At 52.5% G+C, this 11,157-nt stretch carries 13 protein-coding genes and 1 tRNA gene; 4 read left to right on the top strand and 10 right to left on the bottom strand.

Annotation, left to right across the window (positions count from 1 at the left end; genetic code table 11):
- Positions 1-665: 665 nt before the first annotated feature.
- Together DL94_RS0109985 and DL94_RS16095 are read right to left on the bottom strand one after the other, a co-directional pair.
- Complete coding sequence (locus tag DL94_RS0109985; protein ID WP_028130025.1) at positions 666-1,232, bottom strand: N-acetylmuramoyl-L-alanine amidase family protein; 567 nt, start codon at positions 1,230-1,232, stop codon at positions 666-668.
- A 22-nt stretch (positions 1,233-1,254) separates the two neighbouring features.
- Entirely contained in the window at positions 1,255-1,392 is a 138-nt protein-coding gene (locus DL94_RS16095; RefSeq protein ID WP_156031793.1) for a hypothetical protein, read from the bottom strand.
- A gap of 52 nt (positions 1,393-1,444) precedes the next feature.
- Between DL94_RS16095 and DL94_RS16090 the strand changes: the two genes are divergently transcribed.
- Both DL94_RS16090 and DL94_RS16085 read left to right on the top strand, forming a co-directional pair.
- Entirely contained in the window at positions 1,445-1,759 is a 315-nt protein-coding gene (locus DL94_RS16090) for a hypothetical protein (protein WP_156031790.1), read from the top strand.
- A 20-nt stretch (positions 1,760-1,779) separates the two neighbouring features.
- Positions 1,780-1,971 carry a hypothetical protein gene (locus DL94_RS16085; RefSeq protein ID WP_156031787.1) on the top strand — a complete coding sequence of 64 codons (192 nt, stop codon included), beginning with the start codon at positions 1,780-1,782 and terminating at the stop codon, positions 1,969-1,971.
- Positions 1,972-1,979: 8 nt separating this feature from the next.
- On the opposite strand, the gene DL94_RS0109975 is transcribed toward DL94_RS16085, so the two are convergent.
- The 3 genes from DL94_RS0109975 to DL94_RS14665 all read right to left on the bottom strand — a co-directional run bounded on the left by DL94_RS0109975 (position 1,980) and on the right by DL94_RS14665 (position 3,405).
- Positions 1,980-2,492, bottom strand: coding sequence for a hypothetical protein (locus tag DL94_RS0109975; RefSeq protein WP_028130023.1), 513 nt, complete (start codon positions 2,490-2,492; stop codon positions 1,980-1,982).
- A 317-nt stretch (positions 2,493-2,809) separates the two neighbouring features.
- Positions 2,810-3,193 carry a helix-turn-helix domain-containing protein gene (locus DL94_RS0109965; RefSeq protein ID WP_026767753.1) on the bottom strand — a complete coding sequence of 128 codons (384 nt, stop codon included), beginning with the start codon at positions 3,191-3,193 and terminating at the stop codon, positions 2,810-2,812.
- The gene (locus tag DL94_RS14665; RefSeq protein WP_037371710.1) at positions 3,193-3,405 is read right to left on the bottom strand and encodes a helix-turn-helix domain-containing protein; all 213 of its coding nucleotides are present in this window, start codon (positions 3,403-3,405) and stop codon (positions 3,193-3,195) included. Before DL94_RS14665 ends, DL94_RS0109965 begins: the two co-directional genes overlap by 1 nt.
- A 247-nt stretch (positions 3,406-3,652) precedes the next feature.
- Here DL94_RS14665 and DL94_RS15340 point away from each other — a divergent pair, with 247 nt between their 5' ends.
- Together DL94_RS15340 and xerC are read left to right on the top strand one after the other, a co-directional pair.
- Entirely contained in the window at positions 3,653-4,090 is a 438-nt protein-coding gene (locus tag DL94_RS15340; RefSeq protein WP_051586407.1) for a helix-turn-helix domain-containing protein, read from the top strand.
- A 301-nt stretch (positions 4,091-4,391) separates the two neighbouring features.
- Positions 4,392-5,612, top strand: a complete 1,221-nt coding sequence (gene xerC / locus DL94_RS0109950; protein ID WP_028130021.1) for a site-specific integrase — start codon at positions 4,392-4,394, stop codon at positions 5,610-5,612.
- A gap of 185 nt (positions 5,613-5,797) precedes the next feature.
- Here the strand turns inward: xerC and DL94_RS0109945 are convergent.
- The 5 genes from DL94_RS0109945 to brnQ form a co-directional block, all read right to left on the bottom strand.
- A tRNA-Ser gene (locus DL94_RS0109945) sits at positions 5,798-5,886 on the bottom strand.
- Between the two features lie 118 nt (positions 5,887-6,004).
- Positions 6,005-7,942: a TRAP transporter permease gene (locus tag DL94_RS0109940; protein ID WP_028130020.1), complete on the bottom strand. Its 1,938-nt coding sequence runs from the start codon at positions 7,940-7,942 to the stop codon at positions 6,005-6,007.
- Positions 7,935-8,423 carry a DUF1850 domain-containing protein gene (locus DL94_RS0109935; RefSeq protein ID WP_051586406.1) on the bottom strand — a complete coding sequence of 163 codons (489 nt, stop codon included), beginning with the start codon at positions 8,421-8,423 and terminating at the stop codon, positions 7,935-7,937. The genes DL94_RS0109940 and DL94_RS0109935 overlap by 8 nt, the downstream gene beginning before the upstream one ends.
- Before the next feature lie 84 nt (positions 8,424-8,507).
- Positions 8,508-9,470: a TAXI family TRAP transporter solute-binding subunit gene (locus DL94_RS0109930; RefSeq protein WP_028130018.1), complete on the bottom strand. Its 963-nt coding sequence runs from the start codon at positions 9,468-9,470 to the stop codon at positions 8,508-8,510.
- 237 nt (positions 9,471-9,707) lie between these two features.
- Complete coding sequence (brnQ, locus tag DL94_RS0109925) at positions 9,708-11,051, bottom strand: branched-chain amino acid transport system II carrier protein (protein WP_028130017.1); 1,344 nt, start codon at positions 11,049-11,051, stop codon at positions 9,708-9,710.
- Between the last annotated feature and the right edge of the window lie 106 nt (positions 11,052-11,157).

Genomic DNA, 11,157 nt, shown 5'->3' with positions numbered 1-11,157 from the left:
TTGGAAATGACGCAGTGTCATAAAGATGCTCCTTGTTTCGTGTTTACTTCAATACAGATGAGCTAATAAAGAAACCGATAAAAACATATAATAATTGCATAGGCCTCCCCAAAACAGTTGTAATGAAACATAGTATAATGCGGTTCCTTGGTATCGTCACTTGCGAATACTCTCATCCTCTGACAGTGTATTGTGAAGTTGTCATTGTCTATAGACAGGATAAACAGCAGATTGCTTTTTTGTCAAGAGAGGCTTTATATCTTACGCGATGCCCCAGTATTATCAAGGGAGCGGCTCCATTTTCGTGGTGGGAAAGATGAGTATAATCATAAGTTCCTCCTGATAGATGTTCTCAATATAGTTTATCGAAAAGGAGGTGGCAAAGCAAGATGTTTGTCAGATTGAGTAAATTTCGGCAGAAAGCGAAAAATCTGTGTCCAATCGCTGAATAAGGCATCAGTGTGACATTCAAGGATTAGACAGCATTTCATATAAAGTAAGAGTTGGTGCGTGGATAAAATGATTTCGCATTTCATCACAGCACCTTTTCTCTATTCAGGCAAAATAAAAGAGTCTCGCAGGTTACCAAGCTGCAGACTCTTTTATCGGTGAACCCAGTGGGCTACCATCATTACTTCATTTGTAGCTTTATTATACCACCTCACCTATGCACTGGCAAGAAAATTTGCGTAATCCGTCACGCCCCGGGCAAGGGCTCTTGCTATGTCGTCGCCGTGGCGGGTGAGGAGGTTTACGTCCGCGCTGTCGATAAAGCCGGTTTCCACCAGCACGGCAGGCATGGCGGTTTGGCGCAGGACGCAGAAGGAGGGATGGGCTTTGACGCCGCGGTCTTTGTAGCCTGGGTCGAAGGGGGAGAGGGTTTTTACGAGCTGGTTTTGGATGGAGCGGGCGAGCCTTCCGCCCGCTCCTTGCAGGTCGTAGCAGTAGGTTTCTGCGCCCCGCCCGCCGCCGGCGTTGACGTGGATGCTGAGGAAGATATCGGCGGGCCAGTGGTTGGCCGCGTCCACGACGCAGGGGGAGCCGGGGGCTTCGCCGTAGAGGTTATGGCTTTGCAGAAGTTTGACTTCTAAACCTGCGGCCTCTAAGTATTTGCCGCAGAGGGAGCCATAGGTCAGGGCCAGGTCACATTCGCGCAAGGTCAGGGCGGGATTTACGCAGCCGGGGTCAGGGTCACCGCCGAGGGCGTGGCCGGGATTGAGGAATACACGCATAGAGTCGCTTCCTTTCCAATCATTACTGGACGATAAAGCCGTCTTCGGTTGTTTCCGTCAGATAGGTGTCCTCGCCTTCGTATTCGTGGGAGTAGACGGTATAGGTGCCGTCGCCGGTCAAACTCTCGCTGATGTAGATGCAGGCGCCCAGGGCGTTCATCAGAGCGTCAGTCCATTCGTCGAAGTCGTAGAAGGTGCCGGCGATATGGGGCATGGCGGGTAGAAAGGCGGCGGCAGGGTCGCTGTTTGGCGGTTCTGCCATCGCAGGGGCAGCGGTGCTGGTATCGTCGGAGGCGGGCGGCGGGGAGGGGACTGCCTGCGTTTCTGCGGGGGCAGGCGACACCGCAGGTGGGGCAGGGGCGAGACTGCCGCCCGCCGGACTGACCGTAGTGGCCGGACTGACCGTAGTGGCCGGACTGACCGTAGTGGCCGGACTGACCGTAGTGGCCGGACTGACCGTAGTGGCCGGACTGACCGTAGTGGCCGGACTGACCGTAGTGGCCGGACTGGTTGCTAGGGGCGGCTGACCCGTCAAAGGTGTATCGTTTTGACCCGTCAGCGTATAGTAGAGTTTCCTTCCCTGTTTGGTGAGTTGCAGCAGGCCCGCCATCTCGAGTTCCTTGCGCCCTGCCACGATACTGCCATGGCTCAGGCCGGTTTTATCCCGCAGCAGGTATTCGTCCAATATGCCGCCGCCTTTTGCCTGAATTACCGCGAGCAGTTTTTCTGCTTTTGCTGATACCATATTTACGCCTCCCCGCACTTTTGGAACACCGCAAATTCCCGCACGCCGCAGGGCGGGCGTTTTTGGATGCCGTGTTCGTGGTCGCGTTTTTCCATGCCGCCCGCAAAGAGGCGGCGTCCCTCGATGGTGGCAAAGTCGATATAGTCTTTGCCGAGCATACTGCAGCGGGGCAGGATTTCCCGCGCCACGTCCCAGGCAAGGCTGGCGTAGAGCTGCGCCCAAAGCCGTGCCATATGGGTGTAGCCGTAGTCGCCCAGCGCCAGCGAAATATCCAAAATATCGCCGCCGGACAGGTCAACCTCTGCCGTAAGCGCGATGCCGTGGGGCGCGATATGCAAAGGCACCCAGAGCATAAGCCCCTCGCGGGTGAGGCGTTCATCCAAAAGCTGCTGCCAGTAGGCGGCAAGGGACGGTTTTCCCGCAGCAAGTTGCGCCGCCTGTTCCTCCCGCTTTAGGCAATCCCCGATATAGAGGGCCTGCGGCCCGTCCAGCCGTAATTTCACACTTCGTTCCATGAAATACGCGCTCCTTTCTCGTAGGCGACGCGAGCCACGGGCCTGCCGTTGACCAGTGCCACCATCTTTGACCGGTCAAACCGGACGGGTATCCGCGCCCGCCGGTAGACCTCCAAAACCACGCATTCATTGGCGGTCCTGCCGCTGAATAGTCCATAATCTGCTGTTTCTGAGTCTTGTATGCTTGCCAATTTGACATCTCCCTTATTTTGTCGTCGTGCACAAATGCGCGCGGAATCCGCAAGGGGAAAAGCAATCGCCTCCCGCACCCCTTCACGGGAAATAGCCAAAATCGTTGTGGTGAATCCAAAAAAATTTTATGCCAGATGCAGTCCGTTTTTCTGCGCTTTCGCCGTCTGTACCGCCTCCCCGCTTTGTTCCACCTGCGGCGCAAGTTTCTGCCCGATATGGATATTCGACAAGATGTAATACCCCGCGGGCTTGTTGCCCCCAAACGACTGATGGCGGATATAGCCGTAATCCTCCAGCTCCCGCCGGGCGCGCTTGACCATCGTGACCGACATTTTCGTGCCGCCCGCCAGCTCCATGAGCGACAGCCGCAGCGGAAAATGCCAGAACGCCTCATTGCCCCGGTACATTAAGTACGACCAGAGCGCCTGCGCATGGGTGGACAGCGGAAACGATAGCTGCCGCTTGTAAAAATAGCGGATTTCCTGCATCCAGCCGCCAAGCGTATCCATTAGAGTTCAATGGAGGGCAGGCACGCGTCCTGATGCGCGGCGCAAGTAGCCAGCCAGTCCTCCGCTGACCGCTTGTGAATCATGATGCGGTGACCGATGCGGATAGCCGGAAAGCCCTGCACATGCGACAGCCGCCGAATGGACTTTTCCCCAAGCCCTGTGATTTTGGCAAATTCCTGCACCGATAAAAGAATCTTGCTTGTTTCTTCCATATTTTTTCCACACCTTTCCACTTATTTGGTCGGGATTATCCTACCCACGAGGACACAAATCAACGGAATCCGTTATAATACTAGAATTTGATTGATTGTTTCCTGATAACCCCCATCTGTTAGTTTATTATACTATTGTTTGTTCGTGTTGTCTACTAAAAGATTGGTATTTTAGCGTATTTTAATAGTATTTTTATGGTATTTTGTGCCAGACTATGGTAGAATAGGGGTGAAAGGAGGATTAGAGGTGAACGATAAAATAAAAGCATGTGCGGCAAAATCTGACCGGTCAATCCTCGCGGAACGCCCTGACCTGGCGGAACGGTTCGCCGACCTTGACGCCCAGGATGCCAGCGATAACCTGTTTCCCGGGCGGCTAAAATCCCTGCGGCAGGAGCTCTCCATACGACAAAGTGAGATGGCCAAAATCCTCGGCGTACCGCTGACGACTTATGCCAACTGGGAGCAGGGACGTTCCTTTCCCAGCGTTGACCGTCTGCCGCGCATCGCGGCCTTCTTCGATGTGACCGTGGACTACCTCATGGGAGCCAACCGGGACACCGTGAACCGCCGCATTGTGAAGCAGCTGGCCGCGCTCTCCCCGGAGCAGCGCCAGGCTGTCGAGTTAGTTTTATCCAGTATGAACAGCAGCAAGAAAAGCACCAAGAAAAACAGCACGTTATAACAAACGGTGTTTGGCAGGCGTTCTGCCCACTACTATTATTTATAGGTTATGTCTTCCAATTAGGTACGTCTTAGGGACTCTGGCAGGCCTTGTACCCCAAGGGATAGCGACTATCCACAGGGCACAATGTGCCCGCAGTTGTACCCGCACTTGTACCCGAAGATGTACCCGTAATAGTACCAACCCTGCCATTTATCCACCGATTAATCACAAGAAATTCACAAGTTATCCACAGATTTATCCACAATCTGGGGAGTAAATCCACATCTTTCCTGTATCTACTCAAGAGGAGTGACAGGAAATGACAACGCAAAGCAAGTCTACCCATCGCGGTGCCGGTGAAGGCACCATTTACAAGGATACGGCCCGCAATCGCTGGGTGGCACAGGTCACCGTGGGCTATGATGGCCGGACGGGACGTTTAATCCGGCGGTCAAAATCCGCCCGCACCCGCAAAGAGGCGCAGGCGGCGCTGGCCGCGCTCAAGGAAAAATATGCCAGCCAGACAGCTATCCTGGCCAGTCGTATGACCGTAGGCCTTTGGCTTGACCGTTGGTTTGACACGTATTCCAGGCCCCATATCCGTCAGAATACGGCGGCCGGCTATTTGCTCATGATTGATATTGCCAAGGAATATGTCGGCAGGATTGACCTGGAGGCGCTCTGCAGCTTTGACCTGCAAAATGTCATCAACAAGCGCCTTTACAACCATTACCGGGAGGCCCAGTATTTTCGTACGGTCATGAAAATGGCCTTTGCGCGGGCGGTCAAACTGAAAATCATCCCCGAAAATCCGGCGGAGGATTTGGAACTGCCCAAGAAACCACCCAAGCGGCCCTTTATCGCGCCCACCAAGGAGCAGCGGGAGGCGCTGATTGAGGCACCCTCCATTTACTACTGCTGGCGTCAGATGATGCTGGTGGAGTTTATGACCGGCCTTAGGCGCGGGGAACTTTTGGCCCTGCATTGGGAGGATTTGAACCTGGAGGAAGGCTGGCTCAAAGTTCGTCACGCACTGGTCAATGGTCGGAAGGAAGCGGGCATGGATGCGTATCCCGTCTTTTTGAGTGAACCCAAGACGGAAAAGAGCCGCCGCCAGCTTTATCTGCCGCCAGCCCTATGCCGGGAGCTTGCGGCTTACAAGGTTCAGCAAATGAAACTTCGCCTGCAGAACGGCCATTGGGAGCACCCGGAAATGGTGTTCACGGATAAGGACGGGGCCTATATCAGCCCCTGCGTCTTTTCCTCCCAATACGTCAAAGTCCGCAAAAAGCTGGGCATCAAGACCACGTTCCACATGCTGCGCCACGATATGGCCAGCCGCATGAAAGCCTCACATCGCTTTGACTTCAAGGATATTCAGGAGCAGCTGGGGCACAGCACTATCCAGATTACCATGGATATTTATACACATATTAATGAAGAAAAAAAGGCAGCCGTCAGCGACTGGCTCGCCAGCGACATGGATAATGTCGTGGACTTCGGCGAATGTGATAAAACCCAATTACGTCAGATGAAATGAAAAAAGGGACGACCAGCGCAGAAAAATCTGCCTGTTCGTCCCGACTCATCTAACGAAAAATGTCCGAAAAACGGCTATCCGTGCCAAACATAATACTTTCCTGTTGCCCGCAAGTTGCCCGCAGACACCTCAAAAAACACAGCAAAAAAGACCCGCACAAAAACGCGCGAGCCCTTTAATCTCAATGGCAGAGAGGGTGGGATTCGAACCCACGGTGGCTATTAACCACACTTGATTTCGAGTCAAGCACCTTCGACCACTCGGACACCTCTCCATTGCCGGTTTACACCGAACACATGATATTATAACGCGCCGGGGGAGCTTTTGTCAACAGACAAAAGCCCCCGGCGCGTTCCTGCCTCACTATATCATATACGTAAGACAAAAAACAATTATCTAGACACCGTTGCCGCCACATCATGTTTGCTGCGTTTAAGCTGCATGATGAGGATAGTGGCAAAAATTGCCAGGCCGATACCATCGGTGACAATGCCCGGCTGAATCATCAGCAGGCCAGCCACTACGAGCAGAACACGCTCCCAGGACTTGCAGTTGTCGGCCAGATAGCCGATAAGCGCGGAACTCAGAGCTACCATGCCGCAAAGGGCTGTTACCGTGGAGAGCAGCAATTCGGCCGCACTGCCGTGCATCATCAAGAGAACTGGTGACATGACGAAGATATACGGAATGATAAAGGCGGCGATAGCCAGTTTGGAGGCGTTGACACCTGTTTTCAGGGCATTGCCGCCGCTGATACCAGCCCCGGCATAAGCTGCGAGTGCGACCGGCGGTGTAACGTCGGCAATAATACCGAAGTAGAACACGAACATGTGGGCAGCCAGTACCGGCACACCCATCTGCACCAAGGCCGGAGCCGCAATCGTCGAGGTAATAACATAGTTAGCCGTGGTGGGCACACCCATGCCCAGCAGGATAGCCGTAATCATGGTAAAGAACATGGTGGGCAGCAGCAGGCCGCCGGACAAAGTCAGCAGACCGGAGGCCAGTTTGAGGCCTACGCCGGTTTTCGTTACCACACCGATGATAATACCGGCTGCCGCACAGGCAACCAATACCCCCAGCACGTTTCTGGCACCATTTTCGAGCCCCCGGACAATTTCCATCGGTTTCATACGCGTGGATTTGCGCAGTGCCGAGCAGACGATGGCCAAAACAATAGCCACCAGAGCAGCACGCATAGGCGTGTAGCCGGATACCAGCAGGTATACGATAACTATCAGCGGCAGGGCCAGATGACCGCGCTCCGTGATGAGTTTGGTGAACTTCGGCAGCTGATCGCGGGGAACACCTTTAAGTTTGCCGCGTTTGGCCTCAAAGTGAACCCCCAGCCATACGCCGGCGAAATACAACAGCGCCGGGATAATGGCCGCTTTAACAATGTCAATATAAGGCACGCCTACAAACTCAGCCATCAGGAAAGCGGCTGCGCCCATAACCGGCGGCATCAGCTGGCCGCCTGTGGAGGCTGCTGCCTCTACAGCACCGGCAAAGTTCTTATGATAGCCCAGTTTTTTCATCATGGGAATCGTCAGTGAACCTGTTCCCACTACATTAGCCACCGAACTGCCGGAAACAGTTCCCATCAGCCCCGATGAAAGGACTGCTACCTTGGCAGGGCCGCCGCTGGCCCAGCCAGCGATACTATTAGCTAAGTCGATAAAAAATTTCCCCAGTCCCGTGGACTCCAGGTAAGCACCAAAGAGGATAAACAGGAAAATAAAGGTCGAAGATACACCCAAGGGAATACCAAAAATACCCTCTGTGGTGTAGAACAAATGCCCGACCAGCTGCGAAACCGTAAGGCCGCGATGTGCCAGAACGCCCGGCATATAAGGCCCGGCAAAGGCATAACCAAGGAACAACAGCACAACACAGACCATCGGCAGCCCCACCACGCGGCGTGCCGCCTCAATGACCAGCAATATGCCCATAAGGCCCACGGCCAGGTCAACGTCTGATACCAGTCCGGCTCGAAGTACCAGCTGCTGGTACTCAAAGATGATATACGCTGGTGCCGCTGCGCCCAAAACAGCCAGCAGCAGGTCAAAGGGGTGCAGCTTATGCCGCGACCAGCTCTTGCGCGTCGGATAAAGCAAGTACACCAGGGCCAGACCAAAGCCTAAATGCACACCACGCTGCAGCTGTGCGTCCAGCACACCAAAAGTTGCCGTATATAACTGAAACAGGGAAAAAGCTATGGCGATAAAGGCCACCACTTTTTTCATTATCCCCGTGTATTCCATGGTATCTGACTCTTTATCAAACTCCTTCAACACCGCCTCAGCTTTTTTCACATCATGTTCACTCATCGATAACCAATCCTTTCCACAACGGCATTAACTTCAATTCCACCAGTGTTCCCGGTGCATAATCCTCATATACAGGCAGATACTTGTCCGCGATGGACAGAGACAGTTCCGTCCCCTTGCCCACGCGCAAGCCCAATTCTTTAAAATGTCGGTTTTGGCCCCGGAGATAGAAATAATCTCCCTCCTGTGTAAATTCACCTTCGCCGGGCAAAAAAGGCAGGCCCACCCCAAAGGATTGATATTTCGTAGCCGTAAGGGTAAGCTCATTACATGCCTCATTGACCACCAAAAACTCCTCTACCGGCGTCTTTTGTACCGAATGGATAAACCGCAGGGAAAGCGCCATACCAGCCACTGCCTCTTTCATCAGCAGCCGCTGGCCTCCTGCTGTCACCACCAGACACGGCAGCGTCAAAATCTGCCACAAAGCCAGGATTACACCTAAACCACATAAAATAAATTCTTTCTGCACCGAAATCACCTTACACAAAGGCCTCCCCCAATGGATAAGAGATACCCTCCGCTCCATCAGGGAAGGCCGCACATCTTCCCGAGTTATAAAGCCTTACTCTTTAAAGAACTTCTCTGCACCGGCATTCATCGGCAGGGACATACCTTCCATAGCCTTTTCTTTCACAATAGCCTTGGCTGCTGCATGAGCTGCATGCAGACGGTCGAGGTTGCTGAAAAGGGCTTTGGTCAAAGCATAGCCGAGTTTATCATCGACTTTGTCATTTGCTACGAGCATAGCCATTACAGATACTGCAGGAACTTCTTCATTAAAGCCTGCATACGTGCCAGCCGGAATCACCGTCTTGGTATAGAAGGGATATTTGGCAATCAAAGCGTCAGCCTTGTCTGCCTCTACCGGCAGCAGGCGAACTTTATGCTGGGAGGCAATATCCTGAATAGCCGACGTCGGATAACCAGCCGTCAGGAAAGCAGCGTCAATATTGCCATCTTTCAGAGCGTTGGCAGCCTCTGCGAAGGAGAGGTACTGTACCTGAATGTCATTATAGGTAATGCCATAAGCCTCCATAATCTGACGGGCATTGGCCTCAACACCGGAACCAGCCGCACCTACGGCCACTTTCTTGCCCTTCAGGTCAGCGATGGATTTAATCCCCGAGCTGTCCAAAGTCACAGCCTGGCAGGTTTCCGGGTAAAGGGTGGCAATACCCTTAAGACCATCAACTTTTTTATCCTTAAACATTTCCACGCCATTAGCAGCGTAATAGGTAATATCATTCTGAACGATCGCCAAGTCCACAGAACCATCTTTCAGCATATTGATATTAGCTACAGATGCGCCGGTACTCTGGGCGCTAGCATTCATTCCCTGAATATCCTTGTTGAGGATTTCCGCCATAGCACCACCGATAGGATAGTAGGTTCCTGCCGTACCACCTGTACCGATGTTCAAAAACTTCTTTTCCGCGGTATCACTGCCACAGCCGACCAGGGCTACTGTCATGGCCACCATTGCCAGACCAGCTGCCAAAGCCTTTTTCATTCCTGTAAAATTCATACTAACCCCTCCGTTCGTGTCATTTGACCTCTTTTAATAAACAATTACTACATATCTCGTATAGCATTATAGCATAGATAAATACATTATCGCAAGTATATACTGCTAAAAAAAGCACGTTTTGTAATGTATGTATGTATACAATGCACACGACTAATAAAAAAAGTAGTGAATCTCCCAAAACAATTGTATGGAGATTCACTACTATAATGAATACTATTTAGTTTTAGCTGTGTTTCACTCAGCAGTCACCGCATCACGGGCATGGGCACCGCGCAGGGAATCAACAACCCAGCCCAAAACGGCAGCGGCCAGAGCCGGAACAAACCAGCCCATGCCGATATCATAGAACGGCACATAAGCGCTGAAGAGGCTCTGCAGGGCAGCGAATTTCACGCCGGCAGCTCCCAGACCGTCCAGGACGGCAAAGACCAGCGTCACGTCAATCGCCAGACGGTAAACATTGTAACGCCAGGCAATTACACCATCGAAAAGGGACAGTACGACAAAAACGATAACCAGCGGATAGATGGCAACCAGGAACGGAATGGACAGATTGATAATCTGCGTCAGTCCCACATTGGAAACCACAAAGCTGAACAAAGTGCTGACCTGTACCAGACGCGCATAGGAAATACGGTTGTTGGTGAGCTTGTTAAAGTACCAGGCCATACCGGAAATCATGCCGCAGGAGGTAGTCAGGCAGGCCAGGGCAATGATGAATGCCACGAGCAAGTTGCCTGCCGGGCCAAAGAAGATATTAACAGCACCAGCCAGCAGCTGACCGCCGTTTTCTACATGACCGAGAACACTGGCACTGGTAGCACCGATGTAAGCCAGCGAACCGTAAACCATCGCCATCAGGGCGACAGTGATAAAACCGGAGATAATGCAAATCTTGCTGACAGATTTGTTATCCTCAACACCACGCATGCGGATAGCATTTACAACAATGGTACCGATGGACAGGGAGGCCAGCAGGTCCATCGTCTGATAACCGTCCTGGAATCCCTGGGAGAACGGTGCCGTAATGTAAGCGCCCGTAGCGTCCAGCACATCGCCCAAAGGCGTTACAAAGGATTTGACAAAGAGAATCGCCAGAAACACCAGCAGCGCCGGCGTCAGCAGCTTGCCTACACGGTCAATGAGCTTGTTGGGCGTCATGGCCAGATAGTAGGTAGCCCCGAAGAAGAACAGGGAATAAATGAACTGTCCCATCGTCAGGGAATCAGCTGACAGGAAGGGACGAATACCGATTTCGAAGGATACGGCACCGGTACGCGGTACGGCGAAAACAGGGCCGATGGTCAGATATAAAATGACCAGCAGTGCCGTGGCCAGCCAGGGATAGGTTTTGCGGTTCATAAACTCCACATACTTGCCACCCTGCATAGCTATGGCCGTAATACCTAAGAGCGGCAGCCCTACACCCGTTACCAAAAAGCCTAACATGGCTATAATGCTATTTGAGCCGGCAGCCTGCCCCAAGGCAGGCGGAAAAATCAGGTTGCCAGCTCCAAAGAAGATAGAAAACATCATCAGGCCGACAGTAAGGATTTCGCCTTTGCTCATTCGCTTCATAATACTCACACACTTTCTTTCTAAAATTACATGCCATTTGTCCATCACCGATGAACTTTTACAGGCATAAATAAAGTCCATGTTCAGATGATGCAGGAACATGAAC

This window comes from Selenomonas sp. AE3005, from assembly GCF_000686945.1.
GTDB lineage: Bacteria > Bacillota > Negativicutes > Selenomonadales > Selenomonadaceae > Selenomonas_A.
Note: the sequence above shows the minus strand (reverse complement) of the source record. Positions and strands in the feature narration are given on the sequence as shown.

Excerpts from the sequence above, each read along its gene's own strand:
- DL94_RS0109940 (WP_028130020.1), bottom strand. The coding sequence starts at position 7,942 with ATGAGTGAACATGATGTGAAAAAAGCTGAGGCGGTGTTGAAGGAGTTT.
- DL94_RS16090 (WP_156031790.1), top strand. The coding sequence starts at position 1,445 with ATGGCGGGTAGAAAGGCGGCGGCAGGGTCGCTGTTTGGCGGTTCTGCC.
- DL94_RS14665 (WP_037371710.1), bottom strand. The coding sequence starts at position 3,405 with ATGGAAGAAACAAGCAAGATTCTTTTATCGGTGCAGGAATTTGCCAAA.
- xerC (WP_028130021.1), top strand. The coding sequence starts at position 4,392 with ATGACAACGCAAAGCAAGTCTACCCATCGCGGTGCCGGTGAAGGCACC.
- DL94_RS0109985 (WP_028130025.1), bottom strand. The coding sequence starts at position 1,232 with ATGCGTGTATTCCTCAATCCCGGCCACGCCCTCGGCGGTGACCCTGAC.
- brnQ (WP_028130017.1), bottom strand. The coding sequence starts at position 11,051 with ATGAAGCGAATGAGCAAAGGCGAAATCCTTACTGTCGGCCTGATGATG.
- DL94_RS0109975 (WP_028130023.1), bottom strand. The coding sequence starts at position 2,492 with ATGGAACGAAGTGTGAAATTACGGCTGGACGGGCCGCAGGCCCTCTAT.
- DL94_RS0109930 (WP_028130018.1), bottom strand. The coding sequence starts at position 9,470 with ATGAATTTTACAGGAATGAAAAAGGCTTTGGCAGCTGGTCTGGCAATG.
- DL94_RS16095 (WP_156031793.1), bottom strand. The coding sequence starts at position 1,392 with ATGAACGCCCTGGGCGCCTGCATCTACATCAGCGAGAGTTTGACCGGC.
- DL94_RS0109965 (WP_026767753.1), bottom strand. The coding sequence starts at position 3,193 with ATGGATACGCTTGGCGGCTGGATGCAGGAAATCCGCTATTTTTACAAG.